The organism is Schaedlerella sp. (assembly GCF_056796775.1).
In genome coordinates this window covers 47,584-73,069 of the sequence record NZ_JBQIKP010000003.1, presented here as the reverse complement: position 1 = coordinate 73,069, position 25,486 = coordinate 47,584, and the positions used below count along the sequence as shown (strand labels likewise).

At 46.7% G+C, this 25,486-nt stretch carries 34 protein-coding genes and 3 pseudogenes; 9 read left to right on the top strand and 28 right to left on the bottom strand.

Going from position 1 to position 25,486, the window contains the following annotated elements; all coding sequences use genetic code 11:
- Window positions 1-12: 12 nt before the first annotated feature.
- Window positions 13-987, bottom strand: coding sequence for an ABC transporter substrate-binding protein (locus ACTOY7_RS02730; protein WP_160282202.1), 975 nt, complete (start codon window positions 985-987; stop codon window positions 13-15).
- 329 nt (window positions 988-1,316) lie between these two features.
- Here ACTOY7_RS02730 and ACTOY7_RS02725 point away from each other — a divergent pair.
- Window positions 1,317-1,646: pseudogene (locus ACTOY7_RS02725) on the top strand (PDDEXK nuclease domain-containing protein); the annotation flags it as partial.
- A 38-nt stretch (window positions 1,647-1,684) separates the two neighbouring features.
- Here ACTOY7_RS02725 and ACTOY7_RS02720 read toward each other — a convergent pair.
- Window positions 1,685-2,049, bottom strand: a pseudogene (locus tag ACTOY7_RS02720) (helix-turn-helix domain-containing protein).
- A gap of 148 nt (window positions 2,050-2,197) precedes the next feature.
- Between ACTOY7_RS02720 and ACTOY7_RS02715 the strand changes: the two are divergent.
- The 3 genes from ACTOY7_RS02715 (at window position 2,198) to ACTOY7_RS02705 (ending at window position 4,310) form a co-directional block, all read left to right on the top strand.
- On the top strand, window positions 2,198-2,905 hold the full coding sequence (locus ACTOY7_RS02715) for a DUF5131 family protein (RefSeq protein ID WP_160282203.1): 708 nt from the start codon (window positions 2,198-2,200) through the stop codon (window positions 2,903-2,905).
- Between the two features lie 79 nt (window positions 2,906-2,984).
- The gene (locus ACTOY7_RS02710; protein WP_482672658.1) at window positions 2,985-3,833 is read left to right on the top strand and encodes an AraC family transcriptional regulator; all 849 of its coding nucleotides are present in this window, start codon (window positions 2,985-2,987) and stop codon (window positions 3,831-3,833) included.
- 9 nt (window positions 3,834-3,842) lie between these two features.
- Window positions 3,843-4,310 carry a hypothetical protein gene (locus ACTOY7_RS02705; RefSeq protein WP_482672657.1) on the top strand — a complete coding sequence of 156 codons (468 nt, stop codon included), beginning with the start codon at window positions 3,843-3,845 and terminating at the stop codon, window positions 4,308-4,310.
- Window positions 4,311-4,736: 426 nt separating this feature from the next.
- Here ACTOY7_RS02705 and ACTOY7_RS02700 read toward each other — a convergent pair.
- From ACTOY7_RS02700 to ACTOY7_RS02680, 5 genes and pseudogenes are all read right to left on the bottom strand, one after another.
- A pseudogene (locus tag ACTOY7_RS02700) lies at window positions 4,737-4,901 on the bottom strand (ABC transporter ATP-binding protein); the annotation flags it as partial.
- A gap of 61 nt (window positions 4,902-4,962) precedes the next feature.
- Window positions 4,963-5,127: a hypothetical protein gene (locus ACTOY7_RS02695; RefSeq protein WP_004069446.1), complete on the bottom strand. Its 165-nt coding sequence runs from the start codon at window positions 5,125-5,127 to the stop codon at window positions 4,963-4,965.
- A gap of 12 nt (window positions 5,128-5,139) precedes the next feature.
- Window positions 5,140-5,718 (bottom strand): hypothetical protein, encoded by a 579-nt coding sequence (locus tag ACTOY7_RS02690; RefSeq protein ID WP_482672656.1) that lies wholly within the window; start codon window positions 5,716-5,718, stop codon window positions 5,140-5,142.
- 12 nt (window positions 5,719-5,730) lie between these two features.
- Window positions 5,731-5,928 (bottom strand): hypothetical protein, encoded by a 198-nt coding sequence (locus tag ACTOY7_RS02685; RefSeq protein WP_004069450.1) that lies wholly within the window; start codon window positions 5,926-5,928, stop codon window positions 5,731-5,733.
- Window positions 5,891-6,163, bottom strand: a complete 273-nt coding sequence (locus ACTOY7_RS02680) for a type II toxin-antitoxin system TacA family antitoxin (RefSeq protein ID WP_004069453.1) — start codon at window positions 6,161-6,163, stop codon at window positions 5,891-5,893. The genes ACTOY7_RS02685 and ACTOY7_RS02680 overlap by 38 nt, the downstream gene beginning before the upstream one ends.
- A 168-nt stretch (window positions 6,164-6,331) precedes the next feature.
- Here ACTOY7_RS02680 and ACTOY7_RS02675 point away from each other — a divergent pair, with 168 nt between their 5' ends.
- From ACTOY7_RS02675 to ACTOY7_RS02655, 5 genes are all read left to right on the top strand, one after another.
- Window positions 6,332-6,556 carry a hypothetical protein gene (locus tag ACTOY7_RS02675; RefSeq protein ID WP_004069455.1) on the top strand — a complete coding sequence of 75 codons (225 nt, stop codon included), beginning with the start codon at window positions 6,332-6,334 and terminating at the stop codon, window positions 6,554-6,556.
- A gap of 61 nt (window positions 6,557-6,617) precedes the next feature.
- Window positions 6,618-6,956 (top strand): hypothetical protein, encoded by a 339-nt coding sequence (locus tag ACTOY7_RS02670; protein WP_482672655.1) that lies wholly within the window; start codon window positions 6,618-6,620, stop codon window positions 6,954-6,956.
- A 161-nt stretch (window positions 6,957-7,117) separates the two neighbouring features.
- Window positions 7,118-7,444, top strand: coding sequence for a hypothetical protein (locus ACTOY7_RS02665; protein ID WP_004069457.1), 327 nt, complete (start codon window positions 7,118-7,120; stop codon window positions 7,442-7,444).
- 55 nt (window positions 7,445-7,499) lie between these two features.
- Entirely contained in the window at window positions 7,500-7,766 is a 267-nt protein-coding gene (locus ACTOY7_RS02660; protein WP_004069458.1) for a hypothetical protein, read from the top strand.
- 53 nt (window positions 7,767-7,819) lie between these two features.
- Entirely contained in the window at window positions 7,820-8,179 is a 360-nt protein-coding gene (locus ACTOY7_RS02655; protein WP_482672654.1) for a hypothetical protein, read from the top strand.
- Window positions 8,180-8,282: 103 nt separating this feature from the next.
- Here ACTOY7_RS02655 and ACTOY7_RS02650 read toward each other — a convergent pair whose 3' ends face one another.
- From ACTOY7_RS02650 to ACTOY7_RS02550, 21 genes are all read right to left on the bottom strand, one after another.
- Window positions 8,283-8,834 (bottom strand): phage holin, LLH family, encoded by a 552-nt coding sequence (locus tag ACTOY7_RS02650; RefSeq protein ID WP_004069460.1) that lies wholly within the window; start codon window positions 8,832-8,834, stop codon window positions 8,283-8,285.
- Window positions 8,835-8,850: 16 nt separating this feature from the next.
- Window positions 8,851-10,380, bottom strand: coding sequence for a LysM peptidoglycan-binding domain-containing protein (locus tag ACTOY7_RS02645; RefSeq protein WP_482672653.1), 1,530 nt, complete (start codon window positions 10,378-10,380; stop codon window positions 8,851-8,853).
- Between the two features lie 14 nt (window positions 10,381-10,394).
- Window positions 10,395-10,796: a hypothetical protein gene (locus tag ACTOY7_RS02640; RefSeq protein WP_369910806.1), complete on the bottom strand. Its 402-nt coding sequence runs from the start codon at window positions 10,794-10,796 to the stop codon at window positions 10,395-10,397.
- Entirely contained in the window at window positions 10,793-11,224 is a 432-nt protein-coding gene (locus ACTOY7_RS02635) for a hypothetical protein (RefSeq protein ID WP_044989616.1), read from the bottom strand. Before ACTOY7_RS02635 ends, ACTOY7_RS02640 begins: the two co-directional genes overlap by 4 nt.
- Window positions 11,154-12,305 (bottom strand): reverse transcriptase/maturase family protein, encoded by a 1,152-nt coding sequence (locus ACTOY7_RS02630; RefSeq protein WP_004069464.1) that lies wholly within the window; start codon window positions 12,303-12,305, stop codon window positions 11,154-11,156. Before ACTOY7_RS02630 ends, ACTOY7_RS02635 begins: the two co-directional genes overlap by 71 nt.
- Window positions 12,306-12,752: 447 nt before the next feature.
- Window positions 12,753-13,163: a diversity-generating retroelement protein Avd gene (gene avd, locus ACTOY7_RS02625; RefSeq protein ID WP_004069465.1), complete on the bottom strand. Its 411-nt coding sequence runs from the start codon at window positions 13,161-13,163 to the stop codon at window positions 12,753-12,755.
- Between the two features lie 79 nt (window positions 13,164-13,242).
- Window positions 13,243-14,301, bottom strand: a complete 1,059-nt coding sequence (locus tag ACTOY7_RS02620) for a hypothetical protein (RefSeq protein WP_482672652.1) — start codon at window positions 14,299-14,301, stop codon at window positions 13,243-13,245.
- 2 nt (window positions 14,302-14,303) lie between these two features.
- Window positions 14,304-14,642: a hypothetical protein gene (locus ACTOY7_RS02615; protein WP_004069468.1), complete on the bottom strand. Its 339-nt coding sequence runs from the start codon at window positions 14,640-14,642 to the stop codon at window positions 14,304-14,306.
- A 1-nt stretch (window position 14,643) separates the two neighbouring features.
- Window positions 14,644-14,808, bottom strand: a complete 165-nt coding sequence (locus tag ACTOY7_RS02610) for a hypothetical protein (protein ID WP_004069470.1) — start codon at window positions 14,806-14,808, stop codon at window positions 14,644-14,646.
- A complete protein-coding gene (locus ACTOY7_RS02605; RefSeq protein WP_004069471.1) occupies window positions 14,808-15,305 on the bottom strand; it encodes a hypothetical protein in 498 nt (165 codons plus the stop codon). The genes ACTOY7_RS02610 and ACTOY7_RS02605 overlap by 1 nt, the downstream gene beginning before the upstream one ends.
- A 2-nt stretch (window positions 15,306-15,307) precedes the next feature.
- Window positions 15,308-15,619 (bottom strand): hypothetical protein, encoded by a 312-nt coding sequence (locus ACTOY7_RS02600; RefSeq protein ID WP_004069472.1) that lies wholly within the window; start codon window positions 15,617-15,619, stop codon window positions 15,308-15,310.
- A gap of 16 nt (window positions 15,620-15,635) precedes the next feature.
- A complete protein-coding gene (locus ACTOY7_RS02595) occupies window positions 15,636-17,075 on the bottom strand; it encodes a phage tail protein I (protein WP_482672651.1) in 1,440 nt (479 codons plus the stop codon).
- Entirely contained in the window at window positions 17,068-18,234 is a 1,167-nt protein-coding gene (locus tag ACTOY7_RS02590) for a baseplate J/gp47 family protein (protein WP_004069474.1), read from the bottom strand. The genes ACTOY7_RS02595 and ACTOY7_RS02590 overlap by 8 nt, the downstream gene beginning before the upstream one ends.
- Window positions 18,221-18,556, bottom strand: a complete 336-nt coding sequence (locus ACTOY7_RS02585) for a hypothetical protein (RefSeq protein ID WP_004069475.1) — start codon at window positions 18,554-18,556, stop codon at window positions 18,221-18,223. Before ACTOY7_RS02585 ends, ACTOY7_RS02590 begins: the two co-directional genes overlap by 14 nt.
- 5 nt (window positions 18,557-18,561) lie before the next feature.
- The gene (locus ACTOY7_RS02580) at window positions 18,562-18,963 is read right to left on the bottom strand and encodes a phage tail protein (protein ID WP_004069477.1); all 402 of its coding nucleotides are present in this window, start codon (window positions 18,961-18,963) and stop codon (window positions 18,562-18,564) included.
- A complete protein-coding gene (locus ACTOY7_RS02575; protein ID WP_004069479.1) occupies window positions 18,963-19,277 on the bottom strand; it encodes a hypothetical protein in 315 nt (104 codons plus the stop codon). The genes ACTOY7_RS02580 and ACTOY7_RS02575 overlap by 1 nt, the downstream gene beginning before the upstream one ends.
- Complete coding sequence (locus ACTOY7_RS02570) at window positions 19,277-20,575, bottom strand: phage late control D family protein (RefSeq protein ID WP_044989618.1); 1,299 nt, start codon at window positions 20,573-20,575, stop codon at window positions 19,277-19,279. The genes ACTOY7_RS02575 and ACTOY7_RS02570 overlap by 1 nt, the downstream gene beginning before the upstream one ends.
- Complete coding sequence (locus ACTOY7_RS02565; RefSeq protein WP_004069482.1) at window positions 20,575-20,790, bottom strand: tail protein X; 216 nt, start codon at window positions 20,788-20,790, stop codon at window positions 20,575-20,577. Before ACTOY7_RS02565 ends, ACTOY7_RS02570 begins: the two co-directional genes overlap by 1 nt.
- Complete coding sequence (locus ACTOY7_RS02560) at window positions 20,783-24,277, bottom strand: phage tail tape measure protein (RefSeq protein ID WP_482672650.1); 3,495 nt, start codon at window positions 24,275-24,277, stop codon at window positions 20,783-20,785. Before ACTOY7_RS02560 ends, ACTOY7_RS02565 begins: the two co-directional genes overlap by 8 nt.
- A gap of 198 nt (window positions 24,278-24,475) precedes the next feature.
- Window positions 24,476-24,883, bottom strand: a complete 408-nt coding sequence (locus tag ACTOY7_RS02555) for a phage tail assembly protein (protein ID WP_004069486.1) — start codon at window positions 24,881-24,883, stop codon at window positions 24,476-24,478.
- 71 nt (window positions 24,884-24,954) lie between these two features.
- Complete coding sequence (locus tag ACTOY7_RS02550) at window positions 24,955-25,473, bottom strand: phage major tail tube protein (RefSeq protein WP_004069487.1); 519 nt, start codon at window positions 25,471-25,473, stop codon at window positions 24,955-24,957.
- Window positions 25,474-25,486: the final 13 nt, after the last annotated feature.

Sequence of the window (25,486 nt, the reverse complement as noted above, 5' to 3'; positions counted from 1 at the left end):
AAATTCCTCCTACTACTTTTCTAATTTCTTAGCGGTTTCTGTATTGACAATACGTTCCATATTCTCCAGACCGGCCATAAGATCCTGGTTGCCGGAATAGATTCTGGTCAATTCGTCTATTACCTGGCTCTTCCATTTCGGGCTGGCAGAATTATAAACGGCCTGCACCGCATAATCGAACTGATCGAAAATAACATCCAGATCCAGCTTTTCATCGTAGGAATCAAATGCGGCGCGCCAGGTCTCTTCACAGCCAATATAAGCAGGGATAGCAGCACCATTTTCTCCCTGGATCCGCTGTGCCTCTTCCGTACCAAAAAACTTGATCACATCCAGGGCAGCCTCACGATTTTTGCCGCGGGCCGAGGTTGAATAGCACAAGCCATTGGACATAGTAGCACGTCCATCCTGATCCAGGCTTTCACTGTCCTCTATTGGATCCGCACATTTCGGCAGCTTGGCCAGATCTTCCCAAGTCCATTCTTCGGTGGGGTAAGAAATCCCGGCAGCATCAAACATTTCCTTATTATACACCAGAAGACCATTATCCTTATCTTTCGGTACACCATATAGATGACCGTCACTTCCACTGGCATTTCTGCGGGAAATCTCCGAAAAATGTTTTTCATAATAATCCGACTCTACATCGTCATAAAGATCTGTCACATCAGCCAACATACCGAAATCCGCGTAATACAAAAGCTGATTGGTATGCATCCAAAATATATCCGGCATAGTATTACTCTCTGCGGACGCCTCTAGCTTCGTCCAGTATTCACTCCAACTGGTAGCCTGTACTTCAATCTCCACATCCGGGTGCTGGGCAGTATATGCGTCACACATAGCCTGCATCCCGGGGCGTTGATACACATCCCAGATCTGAAAAGTGAGATGTGTCTTTCCATCTGCGGTTTTTCCACATCCGGTGAGCGACAACAACAAGATCAGCATCAAAACCGCCACTTTAATACGCGATAATTTTATCATAACTCCACTCCTTTATTTTTTATCAGATAGATATACCCTTTACAGATCATATCTGCCTGACCCATTTTTTACGGTCACAAATAGAAATACATCCCGGGCCTGCATTTTCTCTTCTGTAACCTCTAAAACCAGTTAAAATTATAATAAAAGGGCACTCTGCTGTAAATGAAGCAGTGTGCCCAACATATACCCTGATTTCACAAAAGTTACATTTTTATATAAATATATTACCATTTATATCTATATCAATTTTTTTTGTGAAAACTATCAAAATTTTTATCTTCATTTTTGTATAAAACTATCAAAGTGATTTTAATGCCATTCTGCAAATGATAGCAGATGCCCGCCGGAAAGCTTCCTATCAAGTGAATGCCACAATGATTGACCTTTATTGGGGAATTGGAGAATTTGTTTCCAACAAGGCCGTGCAGGATGGCTGGGGACGTTCTTGCCCAAAGACAAAATCGGATGCAGAGAGATTATTCTATTTGAAGCTGGCCTCTCGGGAAAAGTATAAAGCAAAAGAAAATTTCAAACCGGAATACTTGGGAAAAATGCAGTTTTATCTTGAAGCGTTAGACCGGGATGTAAAGAAGCCCCACGAAAATCCCAGCGTTGGCATTATTCTTTGCAAAAGTAAGGACGAGGACGTTGAGAGTTTTTCAAAAAATCAATTTATTATGTTAGTACAAAATAGCTACTCGGAAACCTCCGTTTCTCTGGCTTTTTTCAAGCCTTCGGCTGTCGCTTTCATAACTACGAGTCCCTTCTCGTTCATGGTGTTCAGCATTACATCAATAGACTTTCGGCAACTGTCCTCGCCTCTATGCCCTTCCGTGTAGAAAAACTGGTCTACGGAAATATCAAACATTGTGACAAGCTGGAAGAATAAATTAAAACTGGGGTGCTGCCCCTTATTTTCAATGCTCATAATCGCGCGATCAGTCTTTCCGACTAATTCCGCAAGGTAGGCCTGCGTCCAGCCCCGTTCCTCTCGGGCCTGCTTGATAGCCAGCCCTAAACCGTGAAAATCAAATCGTCTTCATCTTGGTTCATTCTCATATCACCCTATATCATTGTACATTTCGGGTTGACTTATGAAAATGTAATGAAATTTGATATAATGTAGTATTTTATTTCTTATTCACATAGTTGCACTTTTATCTAAATCCGTATAAAATTATATAGAATAGTAGATTGGAGGATAAAAATGGCGATATGGAATCCTTGGCGTGGCTGTCATCGTTACAGTACAGGCTGCAAATTTTGCTACATACATAAGGGAGATTATAAAAAGGGAATTGACACAAACATTATTAAGCAAACCGAAAAATTTTATGACCCTATTGAAAAAAACAAAAATGGAACTTACAAAATAAAATCGGGGCAAATGGTTTATGTATGTTTTTCATCAGACTTCTTGATAGAGGACGCAGATAAATGGCGTACTGAATGCTGGGAAATGATACGGGAACGCTCCGACTTACATTTTCTCTTTCTGACAAAAAGAATTGAAAGATTTTTGGATTGTGTTCCGCATGATTGGGAAAGTGGGTACGAAAATGTTACGGTTGGCTGTACGGTTGAAAATCAAGAAAATGCCGATTACCGATTAGACATTTTTTCCAGCCTTCCTATTAGGCATAAAAATATTATTTGCCAGCCATTGATTGAGAACGTCAATCTCTCTGCATATTTGCACGATATAGAATTAGTTGTTGTCGGCGGAGAATCTGATAAAAACGCAAGGCCGCTTGACTATGACTGGGTATTACAGATCCGGGAGCAATGTATTTTCCATAATGTACACTTTGAGTTTAGGCAATGCGGTACACACTTTATCAAAGATGATAAATTATATACATTAAAAGTCCGTGATTTATGCACTCAAGCAAAAAAAGCAAATATAAACTTCTGACACTCTCTTTTTTGTGCATGAAAAGAGAGGAAATAATCAATCCAAAGAAATATAATTGTCACTGGAAAGGAGTAAAAAAATGGAATGGATAGAAAAACTGAATAAAACAATTTCTTATATTGAGGAACACCTTGCAGAAGAAATAAGTTATGATGAACTTGCGCGCATAGCATGTTGCTCTACATACCACTTTCAAAGAATGTTTGCATATATGGCTGGTATTCCGCTTTCGGAATATATCCGTCGCAGGCGAATGTCTTTAGCCGCTATTGACCTGCAAAGCGGAACTGAAAAAATTATTGATATTGGTATGAAATATGGGTATTCTTCCCCGACTGCATTTAATAGGGCATTTCAAAATGTGCATGGCATAGCGCCATCAATGGCAAAGAAAGGAGGTGTTCCTATGAAGTCTTATCCCCCTATCAGCTTTAAAATAACTGTAAAAGGAGTAGAGGAATTGAATTATCGCATTGAAGAAAAAGCAGCCTTTCGCATTGTGGGAGTATCTCATCCGCTGGATAAAGAAATAGAAAACAATTTCGCAGCCGTACCGCAAATGTGGCAAAATGCAGCTGTAAACGGCACATTAGAAAAAATTGCACCGCTTATGAATAATCAGCCTATGGGTGTCTTGGGTGTAAGCGTGTGCATTGACGAAGAGGACTGGCAATATTTTATAGCGGTATCTTCCTCCGCTGAAATCGACAATTCCTTAGATGAATATGTTGTTCCTGCTTGTACATGGGCTATTTTTAGCGGAACTGGTACAGGGATATCCATTCAAGAATTGGAACAACGCATCATAACAGAATGGCTTCCAACCTCTGGATTTGAATTTGCCAATGCTCCTGATATAGAGGTTTATCTAAACCCTGACCCCAATAATATGCAATATGAAGTTTGGCTGCCAATCAGAAAAATATGAGGTTACAACATGATAGACAAAAATTATGATGAATTTTTAGAGACTATCGGTGCAAGCAGAAATTTTGTAGAAGATATAAATCATTTTCTTCTGGATAGCAACTGCAAACGTGAAATCAAAACAGCTAAAAGCGGCTTTACTGTTTCCTATCTTTTTCGGGATACAAAAAGGACATTAGCTACTTTCGTTTGCAGAAAAACGGGAATAAAGATTAGAATTTTCCCACAGCATCTTAATGAGTACACGGGGTTTTTAGATACGCTTCCGGCAAAGATGAAAAAAGAAATTGCAAAAGCATCTGTCTGCAAACGCCTTGTGAATCCTAATGACTGCAATCCTAAATGTGTTATGGGATATGACTTCATTATGGATAAGGAACGCTATCAAAAATGTAGATATATGGCGTTCATGCCTTCTATAACCGAAGAAAGCACACCTTATATCAAAAAATTTTTACAAAATGAACTGTTGCAGTAAAATGATAAAACCGCCCAACGGAAAATAAAAAAACCGTTGTTCGGCGGCAAAGTTTTCATGCGCCCGACAGAATAAAGATAGCCTAATGGCGGTTTTGAATAAAATCAAAACCGCCGTTTTTCTTTGCGAAAAATCGAATATATGGAGGGTGTGTTAAAGTCACCCTTTTTCAATGATATGGCGGTATCAAATGCTTAAAAGCATTGAGAGGTATCACTGTGTCCTTATTTATTATCCAACTATCTGAACCGTTAAAAAAAGCCCGCCCCCTTGGAAGGGTAATTCCGGCAATCAATGTGAAATAATTATGATACACCAGACAATAGCTCCTGCTAAGCACAGCTGGAATTTTTATCGGCAGAAGCTGTCCCGAAGCAAGATAACACTCCGTAAAAGAAACGGGAATATATCGATGACCTGCAGCTATCACACCGCGATCTTCCCATCCTCGATCCGCACCACCCGATCCGCCATCTGCGCAATCTCCGGGTTATGGGTGATCATGACAATGGTCTGGCAAAATTCGCTCCCGGTCATTTTAAGCAGCCCGATCACATCGTCGCTGGTCTTGGAATCCAGATTCCCGGTCGGCACTGTTCAGTTAGTACAACATAGAGAACCCCCGGAAAGCCTGCTGCCCTCCGGGGTACTTTTATTTTCTCCTGCTTTTGCTATACTCCCAGCACTCTTCTACTTCTTCACATTCATCACAAATCATTGCGCCATATGTCAATCTTCCGTTTTCCCTAAACATATTCCCAAAACATTTTGCGTGTGCTGTTTCTTCTGTGTCAGGTCTTCCGTTTACTGTTACCATGTGCCGCCCTCCTTACTCTGCCACTATCGCTTCCGCTGCGGCTTGCGCCGCTTCCCTTGTATTCCATTTCAGGCAGTCGCCGTCCCTTAACTGCACGTCCCCTATGTATGCGTACCAATGCCGCCCGCCCCTGAATTGCTTTATCCTGATTTCCTCCCACTTGAAGTGTGGGAATACAAGCTGTTTCCTGCGGCAGAACTGCACCGTTTTAATTCCCCATGTATGACCGCCAGCCTGATTGATGAAGACTGCCCCATGTTCCCGGATTGTTTCAAGCTCTCCCGCCCCTATTTCCATATTCAGGCAACGGAAGCCGTCAAATATAGTCCCCTCTACCTGCTGCGCCTTAATGATTGCACATTGAAGATATTTAAAGTCTTTTCTCTGCATTATCTCTATACGCTCTTGTAAGGGCATATCGTCAAGTAAATTATACCACTCTTTCCCTTCCTGCCTGAACTTCATATAAAGGTTTACCGCCCTTTCATATCTGCCGCCAGTCTGTTTGTGATAGTCTATAATCTGTTCAACGTCCGTTAGCTTCAACCACCACATTTCCCCGTCATAGATGAAAAGATATTCGTTTTCCATGCGCCGCCCCTTTCATACGAACTGCGTCATTGTGTCAATATACTTCTTCATGTCCCCGGCTTCCCAGTACCCGGCGCAAGAATCGCCGCCCCGCCTGCTCTTCCCGTCATTGCTACAGAAATACTTCCACGCCCCTTTTCCCTGTTCTTTCGGCATGGCAAGTCCGCAGCTCTCACACTTCCCCGGTCTTTTGTCCTTCTCCTTCTCCATCCGTCTGCCCCTCTCTTTCCATGCGCTGATACACGGCAGTTACAATGTAATCATTCAGGGATTGCCCGGCAGCGGAAGCCGCCCTTTCAATCTTCACTTTCTCCCCCATTTTCACAAACGGGTACAGCCTTTCATAATTCTTGCCGTTGAAAGTGTTCTTCGCCCTTGTCGCCGCTTTCTGCTGCCCTGTGTTCTTTGTGTCCGGCTTTTTCCCTTCCGTCTTCTTTTCCTCCATCTGTCGCCCTCCTTCCTTTGGGTATGAATCATTATATCACTTACGCAAGTATTACGCAAGTATACAAATTATACAAAGTTACGCAAGTATATTTGTATATCCTGCCTATTGAAAATATACTTGCGTAAGTATATGATAGACTTATCAAATGAAAGAGAGGAAAACACAATGAAGAAATTTGAAGTAGGCAAGGGATACAGCATGACAAGCGTATGTGACCATAACTGCGTATGGACTTATACAGTAACCGCCCGGACAGCGCAAACAATCACCATTTCAGACGGCGAAAAAGTCCAGAAATGCCGGATAAGCAAGAAAATTTCTGAATACTGCGACGCTGAAACAATCTACCCGTTAGGGCGTTACTCCATGTGTCCCAGCCTGACAGCGTAACCGATAATCGGGGCTGCGGCTCCTGCCGCTGCCCTCCCTGAAAAAGAAAGGACCCTGAACAATGATAAAACCTGAAAAAGCCGCTTACAGCCGTCTTGCACTGAATGAAGGATTGAAGCAATTAAAAGCCGTACACCTTACCGCCGCCCGGAGGAACTGCTATTACCCGATTTATTCCAACCTTAATGAAATTAAAAACTGGCTGGAAGACTACGGCGGGAACCGTCACGCTTTCTACTGCTATCACCTTGAAGAATACAGGAACCGTCTTTACAGCCACTACAAGGAAACAACAAAGGCTGATTTCGCCCGCCTTGCCCGCCTTGCAAAACGGGATATGACAGAAAATATATTGTCTATCTTCCGTGAAGGGGAAGCCGGAAACGTGGATATTGTCTGAACCCCTGCCCCGTCCCTGCGGGGCTTTTCTTTTTATCTTACGCAAGTATACATATTGTACAAATATACTTGCGTAACTTTGTGTATTCTGCCTATTGAAAATATACTTGCGTAAGTATATAATAGTATCATAAGATGAAGCAAAGGAAAGGGGCAAATAAAATGACAATAGCAAATACAATCCTTGAACAACTCGGCGGCAACAAATTTATCGCAATGACAGGCGCAAAAAACTTTGTATCAGACGGAAACACGCTTCGCATGACGCTTCCGAAAAACCGCAGCAAGGCGAACCGCCTTTACATCACGCTTGACGCTTCCGACACTTACACAATGAACTTCTTCAAGTATACTGCCGGGCGGCTGAACAAAAAGACTTTCGCATGGTCCCCGGACAAGAAAGAAGACATTGAAAATATTTCCGGCGTATATGCAGATATGCTTCAAGATATTTTTACATCAGTAACGGGAATGTACACACATTTATAAAAACAACGGGCGGCGGCTCTGCCGCCCCTCCAGCAAAGAAGGGAATGAAAGAAAAATGATGATAGCAGAAAATTTCAATGATTTTGTAGACAAGGTATCAGAAGCGGAAAGAAGCGCACTGAATAGCCCCGCAGGTCAGGAACTTACACAAAAACTTCTTGAAATGAAGCTGGCGCAAAACCCGCACATGACCCCAGAAGAATGGGCGCAAACAAAGTCAGAATTTATGACTTTCATGTTTACAGTGTTCGTGAAGGAAGTCCCGGAAGCCATGCAGGAACTAGGACACCACGTTTATAACGAACTGCGGAAAGAAAACTGAATGACCGGGCGGCGGCTCCTGCCGCTGCCCTCCCTGAAAGGAACGGTGAAATTATGAAATTGAAATGGACTATGAACGGCGTAACCTTTAACCGCAGCAATTACCGCCCTGTGATTGCCCGCTTTGACAATACCACCTGCTGGCTCTCCCTCGCAGCCTGCACAACCACCAGCGGCTTCCGGGCGGCTGTCCGGGAACTTGCCGCCGCTTACGGCGCAAAAACCGTTGAACTGAAATATTTTTATGACGACGACGACAACCAGACTGAAACAAATGTTGTTGACTTTATGAAGCTATATTCAGAAGAACTTGACAGAAGCTATTTTATTTTTAGAAATGAATTAAATGTGCCGTCCGGCACTCCCCGGAAATTTATAAACTATACGGAAAGTGAGATTTTCACAACCGCATGAACGCCCCGTATTTGCCCCACAAGCGTCAGAAAAGCCCCGCAGGTATATTTCCTACCTGCGGGGCTTTTAGTCTGTCTGTGGGCTTGCGTGGCACGTCTGCGGGCTATTCTACTTCAATATGTGTCACGCCCTCTGCCGCTTCTGCCGCTTCCTCTGCCGTGATTGTCCCGGTTTTATTCCCGTCTGCGTCGTATACGTTCACTTTCCCTTCCTTGCTGTCCTCCAGCGCACCTTCCGGGACTTCATCTGTCGCAACTGCGGCTTTCCCTGCCGCTGCGGGTCCTGTGTAAATATTCACTGTCGGAACCTGTGCCGCTTCTACCGCCTGCGGCTCTGCCACCGCCGCTTCCTTCTCCCCGGCTTTCATTGCGTTGTAGGCTGACTGTGCGATTGCCCGCAACTGGTCTTCCGTGACTTCAATCCCGGCTTCGTCTGCAATCTCTTTCAGCTTTTCGACAACTGCCGCCATCTTCTCTTCCCCTGTTTCCTTTTTCATGAACTCTTTCGCCCATACTACAAACTGCGCCGCCCACTGTGACAGCATATTCAGTTTGTCAATTACGTTTTTCGGAATGTTCGGGAATACATACTTCCCGATAACAAACGCCGCAACCGTAAGTCCTAACTGTACCGCTAAAATGATAATGTCATTCATCTTCTTTTCCTCCCTCTTATGCTTCCGGCAGCTTCAAGGTCTGTCCGGGGTGAATCGTGTTGTTTGCCAGCCCGTTCATGACTTTAATTTCATTGTAACGGGAACCGTCCCCAAGCTGCGCCGCCGCAATCGCCCACAAGCTGTCGCCCGGCTTTACTGTATAGGTTTTTACGCCGCTTCCCGGAATCCTGATTTTCTGCCCGACGTTTATAATATTCGGGTTTGCAATCCCGTTGTGGCTTGCCAGCTTCTGGTATGTAGTGCCGTACTTTGCGGCAATCTTTGAAAGCGTGTCGCCCGCCTGAACTGTGTAAACCTGTTCTGCGGAAGAAGCGGACCCGGAAGAAGGACTTCCGGAAGGAACGCTTGCAGAAGGAACGGACCCGGAAGGAACGCCGCTTGCCTTGCTTGCATAATCAGGCAGGCAATATCCCCGGATATAACGCCCGTTTACCTGCAACGCCCGTTCCCCCACTTTATTGCTCATATTCCCTTCAATGACCGTAATTGTATTCCCGTTCACCGCTTCCACAATGCCGACGTGTTCAGGATATCCCGTACAGTCCCCCACCCCGTTGTCGTCCCAGTCGTACATGACAATATCTGCGGGCTGCGGTCTGTATGCGTCGTTTTCCTGCCAGCGTCCCTTTGCCCGGTACAGGTCAATCATTGCCCCGCACCCACATTCAGTCGGCATAATGTCCGTAAGCCCGCAGACGATACCGACAAAAGAAACGAACGTGGCGCACCATGCGTCCGTATACTTCACCAGATAGCCCCGTGCAATCGGCTTGTGGGCGTTGTACCCGTCAATAATCTTCCTGTGGCTCCCGTCCGCTTCATTGCTTCCCAGATAGCCCCGTGCTGTCTGTACTACTTTGTTTCGCAACTCCTGTTCTGTCATAGTCTTTTTACCTCCTGTCTGATTATTGTTTGCAGCCCCGGAAGTCCCCTTGAAAAGCTCCTGCGCCTTTTTATATACAAGGTTCCTGCGGCTGCTGTATTTACCCATTACACGGTCAGCAAGTGCCGCCCCGTGTATGTGGTCAAGTTTTACTTTCCCGGCTCCCCCGGCTCTTCCCGCTGCGTCGTTCCCGACACGCTTTGAAGCTCCCGCCCCGCCCTGATTCTCCAAGTCTGCAAAATATACAAGACTCTGCGGGTCTTCAATCCCCATCTTTACGCCGTGCGTGACGTATGAAAGAATGTCTTCTTCTGCTTGCCGATCCTGCGCCTGCTTCCCCTGAACACTCCCCAAAACCTTTGACAGCTTCGCTTTTTCCTCCGCTGTCACTTTCCTTCTTGACCAGTCGGAAGCCGTCATAATTTCCCGGTACAGGGTCCCGCCCAGAACCGCTTCCGCTCCTGTGCCCATGTCCTGTACAATCTTTTTCAGAAGTGACAATGCCCGGTTCCCGTGCCACTGCACCTTTCCGACGCTCACCGCCCCATTATCATCAGCATTGACGGAAGCATAATTTCCTTCATTCGCAAAGATAATTTTCGCCGCTTCCGCTGCAACCTCTCTTTTCAGCTCTTCTTTCATCTGTCCTTCCTCCCTTACTGTGAACCCATGCCGGAAAAATCAGAAAGGGAACCGCACAAGTCCGGGTTCCCTTTCTTTATCTTCTCTAAATTTTCCGCTTTACTCTTCCAGCAATAGAACGCAACCGCAAACGCCGCAACGCTGCCCGTAAAGGTCAGCAGGCTTGAAAGCTGGTATATGTCCTTTGCTATCACTACCCACACCGCAACCGCAAAAGCGATATAGTAGGTTATCATGATAGAAAACACGATTATTTTTGTAACCTGTATCTTTTCCCGCTTCTGCTTTTTCTTTGTCTGCGCCCTTGCTTGCGCCCTCCTGTACTTTCTCTGTGCTTCCATTATTCCCCGTGCATTGAAAGCATACATGAATAAAGCACATAACACGAACCCAGACACAATCCATAAAACAATCATTCGTCTTCTTCCTCCCTTTCCACAAGAAAATCATTCTTTTCACAACGGCGCATATATACATTGCTTACATACTTGTAAGCCATATCTACACGCCCGTTTTCCAGCTTGTTTGCTTTTATGTACTCTTCATAGTCGCTATGTGTTTCAAAGAAATTGTCAAATTCTTCTTTCGTGTGCTTCCTGCGGTTCATACATTCATTTGCAAAGGTCAAGATTTCATGCCGCCAGCTCTCCACCTTGTGCTGCTGCAAGTCCTTTTCTATCTTGTCAAGCTGTCCTTTTATATCATGATTCATCAATGCCCCTATGCGCTTTATGATATACCGCACGGGCTGAAATTTAATGCCAGGGGTCAGGTCAATTATTATCCCTGCCGCCGCAAGCCACGCCAGAATCTCTTTCGCTGTCTGCAATAGCTCCTGTGACATTTCCGCATACCTCCTTTTTATACATTTCATTCAAACTTTTTCGCAGTCCGTAGCTTTCAAAATGTTTTAATATTCCCCGGTATGAAGCAACGCTTCTGTCAAGCGTGTCTTTGTCAATTTCACCTATTTTGTAGGCATGGAACATATATTGCAGCCGTCTTTTCAGCTTCTTTGCAGTCTTCTTCCTTAACTTCCTATGTGTCGCCCACACCCGGAAGCCTACAAACTCAATGCCCATACTTGTCGGGCGTATGCAGGTTTTCTTGTTTAACTGCAAATTCAGCTTCTTTCCCAGAAATACGGCTATGTCCTGTTTTACCTTCTCCAGATACTTTTTATCATCATGCAAAATTATAATGTCGTCCATGTATCGGATATAGAAGTGCAACCTTAATTTGTGCTTGCAGAACTGGTCAAGCTCATTCAGATACAGGTTTGCGAACATTTGAGAAGTCAGGTTTCCTATAGGCAAGCCCACATCATCTAACATTCTGTCAAATGCAACGTCCCCTATATCTGCGCCCAACGGCAATCCGAACTTTGTATCTTCGCAGTCAATGATTTTCGCCATAAGGTCTAAAAGCGGCGGGTCGTCAATCATCTTTGCAAGAATCTTCTTCAAAATGCCGTGGTCTATCCTGTAGAAATACTTTGATACATCTAATTTCAGATAGTAGTATTTCTTCGGCTTCCTGTCGGTCTGCTTTAACCAATATTGCAGGCGGTCTATTGCCTTGTGCGTCCCCTTCCCTACCCTGCAAGCGTAACTGTCGAAAATGAACTTCTTTTCAAAAATCGGGTTCACCTGCCTGTATATTGCGTGCTGCGCCACCCGGTCTTTGAATAACAGTGACATTATCAGGCGTTTTTTCGGTTCGTACACATAGAAAATATTGTACCTTCCGACGCTGTATTGTCCCCATATCAATTCATTTTGCAGGATAATCAGGTTATCTTCCAGCCGGTCCGTATACTCCATAACGTCCTGTCTGTATCTTTTGCACTTGATAGCCGCTTTGTATGCACAAAACAGGTTTTCAAAGTCATAGATTTTCGGGAAAATTCCCCGTATCTTCTTCAATGGTTTTTACCTCCTGCAATCAAAAATGTGTCGGGCAAATTTACTCCGGTCCACCACTCCGTTTCAAACGTGATATATTCATTCAGCCTTTCGGCTGACTTTCGCCCTGTAAGACAAAATCCTGATTCTGTCTTACAGGGTTACTAACTATCTTCCCGACAATTCAATCTTCTTCCTACGGTCCCCGGTTCCCCGGTCGCCTTTGGAACGGAAAAGAACCCCTTTTAACCCTGTACGCACGGGACACGCTCACTTGTGAACGTGACTTCTGGCTGTAGAGGAAAAGCGGAACGGAAGGACACATTGTTGTTGACGTTAGAACGGGCGTTGTTCAAGTTCAACGCCGCCACTCCACCGTTGGAAGTGTTGTTGAAGCTCGAACCCCGGATAGGCACGGCAAGTCCTCTATAACGGTTCTTTCCCGATATGAAAAAAGCGGTTTCCCGCTCATTTCTTTAATGATTTATAATAGCCGCCAATCATGCAGCCTATTTCATTTATCTTGCGTGAAATATTCTCATACTTCCGCAAGGGCAGGCAGGGTTTCCGGCTCCTTGTATACTGCGGGTCAGCCGCAAGCCTTACAAGGTGGCGTAATACGTCAACTTCGTTGTCAAGTTCTCCCAGCGTCGTCTTCTTGTAGTGCTTATTTTCCAGTGTCACGACAAGCCGCAAAATTTGAAGCATTGTTTCCCGTATCTCTTCCGCAAGTCTTCTTTGCGCCCGTGGAAACTGTTCAAGCTCTGGTCCCGTGTATAGTATCAGCTCATAGACTTTATTTTTCGTCTTGAAGTCGTCTGCCGTCGCATTGTCCCGTACCGGGTCAAGCTCCGGCAGTCCCTTTTCTTCTCCTGCCATATTTCACCCGCCTTGTCTGTTTTGGTAGAAAGGGCTTGCTGTCGCAAGCCCTCCCAGTGTATCAGTTATCAGTTTACAGTTATTCATAAAAAGCGGAACGGAAGGACACATAGCGGTTGACGAGAGAACGGGCGTTGTCCAAGCTCAACGCCGCCACTCCACCGTAGGAAGCGTGGTCGAAGCCCGAACCCCGGAGAGGCAGTCTTTCGCCGTTCGTCCTTGCCCAGTACCCGCCCGGTGAAGTCATGCCCGCTTCCGGGAAAAGTCCTGCTGCAATCAGAATTTTCGGTATTGTAACGCCCGTTACCGCTTCAACGCTCTTGAAATACTGGTTTCTCAAATAACTGTTTCCTTCGTCTGTCGTCGCAACTGTAACGCTTGTATTTATCCGGGGGCTGCTTGTCTGGCTTGTTCCGTCAATTTTCAATGTCCCTACGGTTCCCGGTTCAACCAGCGTTCCGTCCGGCTTAATCGCTTTCCATTCGGTACTACTTACCCCCATACTGCAATCAGATTTCATTGCGTTTCCGTAAGGAATAATCTGTATTTCACCGTTTACCAGCCGCATACCTGACACCCATTCCCAACAATTCCCGCAAAGGTCAGCAATGCCCGCTGCGCTGTGGTCATGGTTCCATGTTACGGGTCCGCTTCCTGTCGCCGTCCTGCCGCCGCCGTGTGAACCGTCGATATATGTATTTACGCCCCGTTCCCACGCCTTTTCATAGCTTGCGTCCCAGTTCGTGTTCCCTCTCGGAATCGTTTTATTTTTTTCACACCATAACACAAGGGCGGCAAAAACGCCGTTCTGTAATAAGTGCCAGCCCTCCCCTTTGTTCCGGCTGAACCGTAAAGCGTCGTCAAAATTCACATACGCTTTCGGGTCCTTCATAGGCAGGGAATAGGCTCTGTCATTCACGACACAATTCAGGTACTTTGATACCCAAATCACATTCTTTTCCACTCCTTCGACAACCCACCACGGCAAGGTTTCCTGTGTGCCGCCTGCAATAATATCAGAATACTTCATCTTCGGAACGCCTACCATGATAGACGGCTTTCCTAAATCGTCAAGAATGACTTTGTTATGTCCTCCAAAAGACGCAACCGCAAGGGCTAAATCATCAAAATTTCCCATCTTTATACCTCCCATAAAATAATTGTGCAAAGTGTAACATCAAAGTCAATCGGAATCGGCACTTCCCGTGGTTCTCCGTTTTCGTCCACCCCGTCTTCAATCACATCATAGCGGCGGGCGGGAATGATAATTTGCGCTGCGTACTTCTGCGCCCTGCCGCCCGTCCCGATAACAATTCCGTTTTCGCTGTCAATGCAAATGTCCAGCGACACTTCAAAATCTCTTTCCCGGCTTGCCAGATTTACAGAAAGTTCATCATCACCGAAAATAATCTTCTTGCCCTTCACTTCATACTGGATATGATTGCCGGGCATTTTTTCAACAACCTTGATTTTTGCCATCTTATCTTCCTCCTTCTTTTACAACTTCACGGGTCCTTGCGGCTATGATTTCCGCTGCTTCCCGTTGTTCCGGGGTTCCTCTCCCCTTTACTCCAAAAGATTGCAGCACATACGCTTCATGCTGCTTTCTTTCTTCGCTCCTGATAATCACATTTGCGCCCTTCATCAGTAGAAGCCCCCCTTCACAAACACTTTCAGTTTGACTTCCTTTGCGCTTCCTGTATGCGCAATCTTGAAGCCGTTCGCCAGCTTCTCCGTTACTTCAATATCCCCGACGCAACCGCCGCTGTATTCCAGCACTTCCGCTGTCACGGTATAGTCTAAATGGTTTCTTTCTGTTTTCAGCGCAACGGTCTTCACGGAATCATTGAAGGGGTACTGCTGCCCGTTTGTCATGGTCAGAAGAATTGTTTCCCCGGTTTCATCTGCCGCCCGCTGGTTCATGTGAATTGTTTCCGTCGCCAGAAGTGCCGCAAGCTCCCCGGCGTTCGTTATGCCGTCTTCCATGTGGTTGAAGTTCGTTGCGCTCTGCGGGGTCCCCTGCTGCAATACCTCCCCTTCCACGGCTTCATGCGTGATTGTCCCGTCGTCGTTTTCAATCTCTCTGTAACGGTTTTCATGCTCTGTAACATGGTCCTGCCACTGCTGCCATTCGTATGCCATCTTTATACCTCCTGTTCTACAAATCGGAAGACAAAACGGTATAACGCCCCTTCCTGCACATTAGAAAGCGTTATATCCTCCGTTTTATCTGCCCACAACTGCTTATTTTTGTTGTAAAGCTGTACCCGTTGAATTGTCGCTTCCGTCCCCGCCTGCGGCGTAATGTTCAGGTAAACCGCCACCCGCCCGTCTTTCAGGCGTTCCCGCCTGTGAATCGGGATTTTCTTCACTTCCTCATTCACCGTAACTTTTGCATACGCAATGTTATTGTCAAGAAAGCCTTTGAAGTCCTCTATTGCCTGTGGTGTCAGCATGGTTTTTCACCCCCTTTCAAAGTTTTCTGCGGCTCCCGCAAGGCTTGTTTGTATGCCTGAATACCTCCGCTTTCACCGTGCTTTCAATCCCTCCGCTTCCGGCTCCTTCTCCCGTGTTTCTGTCCGGCACGGTCCCGGCAGCTTTTACGGTATATAAAAAGCCGTCTGCGGCTTCTTCTGCCGCAATCCCGGCTTCGGAATTGCTCATGACAGTATTTCTTTCAGGCTTTGTCCCGGCAGCTTGCATGAAGAAGGGGAAGCCCTCTGCTTCCCCTTCTGCTTTTATATCCGTGCCGCTTCCCTGAAATACTGTGTTTCTGTCCGGGGCGGTTCCTGCTGCCGGGACTGAAAACGGCGTTCCTTCTGCTTCCGTCTGTGCTTCTATCCCTGCGCCCGTCCCTGCCCCTCTGTGGCTTCTCTGTGGCTCTTCTCCGGCGTTTATTTGTCCCGCAGGTGTATTTCTATGCCTGTAAGCCTTTAAAGCCGTTTCTGCGTCAATCTGCGTGTCTGTGTGCCTGAATACCGTGTTTCTGTCCGGGGCGGTTCCTGCTGCCGGGACTGAAAACGGTTTTTCCTCTGTTTCTGCCTGCGCTTCAATGACCGTCCCTGCCTGCGCCCCTCTGTAGCTTCTCTGTGGCTCTTCTCCGGCGTTTATTTGTCCCGCAGGTGTATTTCTATGCCTGTAAGCCTTTGAAGCCGTTTCTATGTCAATCTGTGCGCCTGTGTGCCTGAATATCGTGTTTCTATACGGATATGTCCCCGCCTGCGTCGGCAAAAAAATAAACCCCGCAGCGTCCGTCCCTACTACAATCATGCTTCCCGCCTGTACGCCCCGCCTTATCCTCTGCGGGTATGTCCCCGCCAGCAGGCTTCCCGTTGCCGGGTTTTTGTACAGAAAGAAGTCTGTATGCGTTTCTACCCTGATACCCACGCTTGCCTGATATACAACTTCGTCCAAATGTGAAGAAAGCCTTTTGTACATCATCACGGCATTTATAATTTCCTGAAAACTGGCTGTCACCCTGTTTTCCGTTACGTCGCATACAATGTGAAAGTGATGTGGTTCCCCTTCGTACTGATACCATTCTTCAACTTCGCTTTGCGGGTACAGTGCGCCCAGTGCTTTTTCAACGGCATATTTTGTCCCCATCTTCTTATGGACTTTTACGCTGCTTTTCAGAATGTCCCGTTTTACTTTCAGCGGAAAAGAATAGTCGTACCAGTCAACGTGCATATCGTATGCCAGAATGTCAATCAATGCTTCTGGCAGTTCGTCTATACGGGAATATATCAGCACATTTTCAATTTCCCCGCTGACCGTCAATGCTTCCTTTGTTACCGCTTCCGCAATCGCCTTGATTTTCGGGTCCTGCTTCAACGCCCCCGGCAGATAGTCCGCAAAATTCACCGTGTACATATCCCGCCCGGCGTTCCTTATTCCTTTGGGGTTAGGCATTTTCTACACCCCCGTTCAAAACCTTCATTGTGTCCCGGACAATCCTTGCAACGTGTGTTTCCTCTACCACCTGAAATGTCGGTTTTCTTACTTCTACCCGCTTCACGCCTGCTGCCATGATTAACTGCGTCAGGTATGACGGGTTTATGTCCCTTCCCATTTTCCCGGTCTGCCATTTTATGTATTCTTCCACCGCTGCCCTTGCTTCCCTGTCTGTAATGCTTGTGCTTGCCTGACTGTTTCGGTTTATGTAATATGTCAGGTCTATTTCAAACGGGTCTTCCTCCGGCATTGATACCGTGACAATATCCGTCAGCGGGCGCACGTCGGAAGCGTTCAGGGCGGCTTCTATTTCCTCCAGAACTGCCTGCGTCGGCTGTTCCCCGCCTTGTAACAATACCCTAATATCTACCACCCCGGCTTCCGGGCTTGTTGCCGCAACGTCAGCTATTGCCGTGCTGACTGTCTTTGTGTGATAGATATAGCCGTTTATTGGACCCGCTGTTGAAAAGCTCTCCATGCTCTCCCTCATGCGCTCATAGTATGAAGTGTCGTCTTCCTCTCCTGCGCCGCCCTCTGTCTTTGTCACGTTTTCAGCTTTTAAATAATAGTCGTAAACGTCAACAATTTCTTTCACCTGCCCAGGCGCAAGGTTATTCCCGACAATTCCCGCTGTCTGGCATTTCCCGTTGACTTCCCCGTATGTTTCCCCGGCTTTTATTTCAAGCTCTTCCGTGGTTTCAAATGTGATTTCCCCGTCAAATGTTATCCGTGTCCCCTGCGGGACAATTACGCTTTGATTCTGCGCCGCCGATATGTAACAACGGAATTTTGCAACGGCAGGCGTGGCGGGCAGGCGTTCAATATCCTTGAAAAGCTCCGCAAGGCTGTCTAAATACTCCCCCTTTGCATACCGGGGAACATTCTTTTTTGCCGTTTCATTTATCAGCACTCTTTGTTGTACAATAATAGCGGCGCACCATGCAATAAAAAGACGCTCCGGGGAAGCCGGATAAACTTTGTATTTTTCCCGTTTCCCCTGCTTCACCAGCTCTTTGTTTACCAGCTCTTCATAAAGCGCAATCATATTGCTTTCAATCGTTTCTGTGTCCGTTTCCAGAAACTCAATGTCCGGGTATTCCCTTTCAGGTTTCTTCATTTTCCGTCTGCACCCCCTCTATTTCTATTATTGGTATCAGCTTCCCCGTGAAAGCATTTTCTTCAAAGGTTATATCCCCCAGAATCGCCCGTGGCTCATATTCTTCAATCTGGTCATGCAACTGCCCCACCATGATATTTTTTACTACGGGCAACGGTCTTCCTATCAACTGCCCCGGAAGCCCTAACGCCCGCAGCAAAGGGCAGGTATTTTCCCATGTGTCTATTATGATTGCTACATTCTGCAATACTTCCTGATATTCATTTTTCGGGGATAGGTCAATATTTTTTAGTAGTGTTCCGTCACCTCTGATAATATCCATCTTTATCACCTTTTCGGGTACTCTTTCAGGGTCACTTTTATGTTTGCCGCCCACAAATTCCCTTTGTTGTCGAACCTCTGAAAGTCAACCGTCCCTTTCTGCATTACCCACTTGTAACTGCCGTATACCTTGCCGCCGATTACAAGCCGTTCTGCGTATCCCTTTCGCACCATCTCCCGCAGCTTTTTTATTTCCTTTAACGGGTTTACCCCTAAAAATACAGAAAGCGTCATAGAAAATGATATGCTTTCAATCCCCGGTCCCATGTATTCTAGCAGGTCAGCTTTTATGTGCCTGTCATGCGTTGCGTAATCAGCGGAAAAATCCCAGTTCATGCCGTCAAATGTTTTTACCGTATTTTCCGACACGCTGAAAACAAGGCTCCCGAAACTTCCGATTTTTGCCATTACATCACCTTCCCTACAATGTACCCTTCCCCGTCGCCGTCAGGAATCATCAGGCACAAAACAAGGTCCCCTACTTTCGGGACCCACTCTGTTATATATGCTTCGTGGAAATGCCCTGCTTCCGTTTTTGTTTTATTCCCGGCTTTGTCCTTTTCCCCCGGAACTACTATTCTGGGTCTGACTAATATGTGAAGCTCCCCTGACACAATGCCGCCTTTATCCCCGAACTTCACCCGTGCTTTCATGGTTCCGTCATTCACGCTCTGCACGGTCCCTTTCCGTATCATGTTTTTTAGTTCGTTCATATCTGCCATTAATACCCCTCCAGAACCTGTTTTAAAGAAAGGTCTACCGTGTAGCCCCCTGTCAAGCTGTGCTTCGCCTGCGTTACCTTGTATTTTCTATCGAACTTCTGAAAGCCTTTTAATTTTACGGTCATTCCCGCTACAAATGAAACGTCGCCCACTACCTTCAAACTTGCTGTAAATTCCTGCGTGTTCTTTTCCCGCAGGCGTTTTTTTGCCAGCGTCTTCGCTTCCTCCGTGTTCCTGACTTTTTCGTTTATCTCCAGAACCTGCCCTGTCCCCGTGCTGCTGTCCGGCGTGTATGTATATTCAATGGTTTCTTTGCTGTCCGGGTCTGTATAAGAAACATGACAACTTGTGTACGCCGTATCTGTCAGGCTTGTTCCCAGTTTGTAGGATATAATATTTTTATCCCCGTATTTGAAAGTCTTTGCTGCGGGTTTTGCGTCATACTCCGCAGCGTCATATATTACAATTTTCAGCGTTGTCACTTTCAACGCCATTCCTGCGGCGTGGCATAGCTCCTGCAAAAACTTTACGTCCGACGTTTGCACCTGCTCTTTTCTTTTGAATGTCGGATTGTCGCTTGCTTCATACATCAGGGAAAGCCCGCTGTCACCCGCTATTTGTTCCCCTATTGCTTTTAACGTGATATTTTCCCACGCCCTTGACTTTTTCTCTATCCGCATTGTGGAAGTGTACGGAATAGACGTGCTTTTCACGGTTACTTTTGTGGGCGGTCCTGATACGTCGATACCGTCTATTTCAAAAGTCCCGATATTCAAAGTTGCGTCTTTCCCTGTGTCGTTCCAGTTCTGCTGGACAAGAACCGCCGTTACAAGTTTCGGCTTTGCCCCCTGCTTCACTTCCTCCACGGTTTCAACTGCTGTACTCTTTGCCGTGCCGCCTGTCGTTATCCTGAATACCTGCCCCGGATAAATCAAATTCGGGTTCGGTATGTTGTTTTCTTGTGCAATCTGCGGGTACTTTGTCCCGCTCCCTAAATACTGTGAAGCAATCGCCCACAATGTGTCACCCCGCTTCACAACATAATTTATTACTTCTTCTTTCTGAACCTCTTTCACAACCTGCTTTGTTGTTTTTATGATTGTCGGCTTTACTTCCAGCCAGTCCCCCATCAGGTTCCGTTCCCGGTCTTCATACACAATTTGAAAATCATCTGTGCTTCCGTCTTCATTGTCCGTATAACTTGCGCTCACTAAATGCAACGCTATATTCTCTGGCACGTCTACATTTTCAAATTTCAGCTTTAGCACCACCCGCCGTGCAAGTCTTTTGTCGCTCATTAGATTAACAACCCCCTTTTCCACGGCGGCAGCTCCATACTTTGTTTTTCCTCCACTTCCGGGATAGTCAGAACTACCCCGGCAGGGAAGATAAACATTGCGGCATAGTCGGCATTAGCTTTTATCAATTTGTCCGTATGAAGGACGCTGCCCATCTGCGTGTACGCTATCTGGTCCCACATATCCCCGGATATTGTTGTATATGTCTTACTCATGCCTTGACCGCCTTTCATCATCATTTCTTTTGTCCAGAAGGTCTTCTACCTCCTGCAACAAGTTTCTATTGTTTTCCTCCAGCTTCTCTTCCAAGTCGCCCGCTTTGTCGCCATCAACGTATATTGTCGGATTGCTGTTGATTGTTACGCTATTCCCGCCGCCCGTTCCTGCGCCGCTCACTACTTCTGGCGGCTTTACTTCCGGCGCATTGTTCGTGGTATTGTAGAATACCTGTGAAGCCGTCTGCCCGGCTCCTGCCGCCTGCGCCACCTGTCCGGCTGCGTTCTGTGCGCTGAATATGTCTTTTGTCTGTTGCGCCGTGTATACCGTCATTCCTGGCGCATTTGTTATCAGCTCTGGACCCTCTTCACCTGCAATGAATGTGTCCGGCGTGTTCTTTGTTCCTTTTGCAAAGGTCGGAAGTGTCGGAATGTTTATGCCCTTCCCTCCTACTCCCGGAACCCAGTCTGGAATCTTAATGCTGTTCAGTGCTGAAATAGCTCCGTTGATAACGCCTATAATTCCATTGATAACGCCCGTTGCTATGGACTTTAGCCCGTCCCACGCTCCTTGAAATACCGACTTCACGCCCTCCCAAGCTGCGCCCCAGTTCCCGGTGAAAACTCCCGTGATAAACTGTATCAGCCCTTGAAAAATCTGCGTTGCCGCCTGCACCACACTTCCAATCGTTGTGAATACTGTTTGAAATACAAAAAGCACCTGCGGCAAAACCGCCTGTACCGTTGTAAGAATCTGTGTCAAAATCGGCTGTATGATAGTCCATATTGTCTGGAAGACGGTCTGCACTACAGGCAAGACTGCTGAAAGAACCGTTGTTATTATGGTCCCTAGCTGCTGTATGCCCTGCACAATGAACGGAAGTACCGTTGATACGATAAAGTTAAAAACTTCGCTGATAATCGGTAAAACATACGTTTGAATGAATGTTATAACTTCGCTGATAATCGGCATAATGCCCGCAATAAAACTTCCTATGACCGGGATAATGCCGCCTATGAAGTCCGCTATTGCCTGAAAAATCTGCATTACCACCGGGGCTGCTGACTGTATGCCGCTGATAATTCCCGGAATGACCGTTGTAATCAGCACATTCAAAAACTGTTCGACAACCGGGACTATATGCGTTGTCACAAACCCTACAAACTCCCCTGCTGCCGCTACAACTTTCTGGAAAACGCCTGCAAAGGTATCAAATACCGCAACGCCCTTTTCCCCGAAAATCTCTTGTATCTTGTCCCTTGCCGCACCCAGATTTCCGTCTGAAAAAACGCCCTTGATTGTTTCGCCTACGCTTGTTACTACTGCAACAATTTTGTCGAATATCTCAAGCCCCTTTTCTCCGAAAATATTTCCTACTGCTTCCCGGACTTTATCAAAGTTCTTCCGTAATAGCTGTACTGCCGTAATAACCGCAGTTACCACGCCTACTACGGGCAAAATCTTTCCTGCAATCCCTCCTAACGGTCCCAGAAGCGTCGAACCAATTTTTCCCAACGGTCCTAACGCCTTTTTTATGATGTTTCCTACCGGGGCAATGAATGACCCGATTTTTCCAAAACTGGAAGCAACCACCCTTCCGATTGACCCAAGCGGGGAACGTGCGACAATTCCGCCTATTCCTGACAGTGCCTTTCCAAGTATGCCGCCGATACCGCTAAACGGTTTTGTGATGAATCCGACAACTTTTGAACCTATGCTGGAAAGCCCGATTGCCTTTATCTTGAAAAGCTCCAGAACTCTCTGTGCGTCCTTTATCCCGCTTGCTATGTTCAGGAACCCCAGTTTTGCGGTCAGCCCTGCAATTCTCATTCCTGCAAGTGCCGCCGCTACTTTTAGGACTGTTTGAACCAGCTTCGGGTTCGCCTGCGCAAATTCTGAAACTTTTATCACGACCGCAGCCACCTTGTCTGCAAGGTTCCCGACAATCGGCAGAAGGTTTTGACCCAGAACAATACCTAAATTTGCGATACCGTTCTTTGCCTTTTGCATTTTCGCTTCCGTGGTGTTTTCCATTTTCGCAAACGCTTCTTCCGTTGCGCCTGCGCTCTCAACCATTCCTTTTACAGATTCGTTGAATCCGTCCGCACCGTTCGACAAAAGGGAAACTGCCGCTTTTCCTGCTTCTGCGGACCCGAACACATCAGACAGGCTTTTCCCGCTGCTTTCTGCCGCTTCCTGCATTATTCCCAGAACGTCGCCCAGGCTCTTCCCGTCTGCCATCAATTCCTTGAAGCTCTTCCCCGCTGTCTGCCGCAAAAGTTTGTCTGCTGTAGTCCCGGACTTTCCAAGCTCATTCAGCATACTATTCATGTAAGTTGTGGTTTCTGCTGCCGCAATACCTTTGCTGGTCATGATTGCATAACCAGCCCCAAGCTGCTCTAATGCCACCCCGTTTGCGTTTGCTGTCGGTATGATTTTACCCATAACGCTTGACAGTTCGCCCACGGTCACTTTACCTTTATTTTGTATCTGAATAAGCATATCCGACACGTCGCCTACTTTTGACGCTTCCATTCCGTAAGCGTTTAGAATCGTCGTCAGAACGTCCAGCGTCTGCGAACTTTCCGCAAATCCCGCTTTTGCAAGTTTAGCTGAATTGCTAACAAAGTTTACTGCGTCCCCAGTCTTCTGCCCCGCTGAAATTGCATTGTAAACATCATCTGCAATAGCTTCGGCAGCAATCCCCGTCGTGTTTGACAGCTTCATGATTTCACTTGAAAGCTGTTCAAGCGGCACTTGCTTTGTGTCTGCAATCGTCCCGACTTTCGCCATAGCGGTTTCGTATTTCTGCGCCGCCTGTACGGGTCCGGCGTATATCGCCGCCGCAACTGCGCCAACCGCCCCTATCGTTCCCATTAGCTGTGTCTTTGTAGCTGCTATATTCTCTTTTATTTTTGCCTGTTCGGAATTGATACGGCTTAAATTTTCTTGCGAACCCCGCAGCCGTTCATATGACCGTTGCAAGCGGGCGTTTGATTCTTCCAGATTGTCTGTGTCAATCCCTGCGTCCCGTAGCTCCTGCGCCATCCGTTCAAGCTGTTCTTCTTGTGAGTGTATGCTGGCAGTGGTCTGTCGTATCTGGTTTTCATTGCTTTTCAGGCGTTCGGTATTCCTTGCGACTTCGTTTTCTTCCTTCACAAGCTGCGCTGTCAGTTCTCCCGTTGCGTCGCCTGTTTCTTCGATTTTCGCCCGCAGCCTTTCAGCGTTCGTCTGGTGTTGCTGTATCTTCTGCGAAACTTTTTCATGTTCCGCTTGCAGTTTTTCCAGCTTCCCCCTCTGCTGCTCTATGGCGTTTGAAGCCTTTGTGTAGCCGTCAACCTTTGATTGCATGGAATTTACGCTTTTTATGCTGTCCTGCAACTTGCGCTGTGTTTCAATCGCACCTTTGAAAGTGCTGTTGAAATTCCCGCCCAGTGACGCTTTCAGCTTAAAAAGAAGTTCAAATTCCTTCTGTGACCCTGCCAATCGCTTCCACCTCCTATCACTTTTTATGTGTTAGGCGTTCCCGCTCCCGTGCATCTTCCCTTTCTACTTCATTCACGCTTTTAATCCAGCGGAAAAGTGCGGAAAGTGTAAGCTGCATAAAGAACGGTATAGGCGTGTTAGAAGCCCTTGCCAGTCTGTAAGCCTGTTTTCTGATAAAATTTCCGGGGCTGCTTACTTTTAATAGCCCGATTCTATTAAAAAACTTCTTGCCTGATTCTTGATTTTCATGTACTCCCCAAGAGGAAGCCGCCTGATTTCATCAGCCCCCACGCCTGCTGCACGTGCGGCAAGCATGGTCTGGAATACAGACGACACTTCCGGGGTCAGAACGTATTTGTTCTGGTCCTGCAATTCCTCTTCTATCGCTTCTACGTCTTCCCCTGTCAGCTTTTCAAAGTAGAATGTCAACGCCTTGTGCTTCTCTCCGTTAATCTCAACCGGGGCTTTGAAGGTGTGCGTGTAGTTCAGGCTGGTCTTTTTCTCTTTCTTCTTGTCTTCCATGCTGACAATCCCGGTTTTCTGCGCTTCCTTCATTTCCTCCGTGAACTCTTCCTGCTGCCCCTGTACAACCTTGTTATCTTCCATCTTTTTACCTCCTAAAAATAGGCAGATAAAAACCAGCGGACCCTTCCGCTGGCTCTCTGCCTTTCCCTTTTTTATTTGCCCAGTGCCCTTCTTACGTCGCTAAGATAATCTGTCCCGTTGATATAATAAATAAAGTTCAGCGGGTCAATTTCAATTACCTTCTTCCCGTCCAGATACAGTGCATAGTATGAAACGGCATATTCTCCGCTTGCGTCCGCTGCGGAAGCTGCCGCAAGTTTTCCAGGCGCAAACTTTTTCGGTACAACCTTCATAATGTGCTTTGCTGCAACCGTTTCAATTTTGCCTGTCTGCGTGTTCCTTACCTGTTGCGCCGCCCGCAGGTCAATATTATGTATTCTCGGTTCTGCCAGCCGGATTGCCGCTTTCGTGACCGTTCGGAAGTTCAGCGTCAGTGTCATTGCTTCGATATGTCCCAATACTACCGCTTCAACATTCCCGGCAATCCCCGCCCCTGTAATCTCTTCCGCAAGGTTCGACACTTCCGGCAGCGTCGCTTCTGACATTCCCAGATACTCGTTTGCGTCCTCATATACTCTAAAATTTATAACAAGTTCATCAATCTTCGGCATTTTTTAGCCCTCC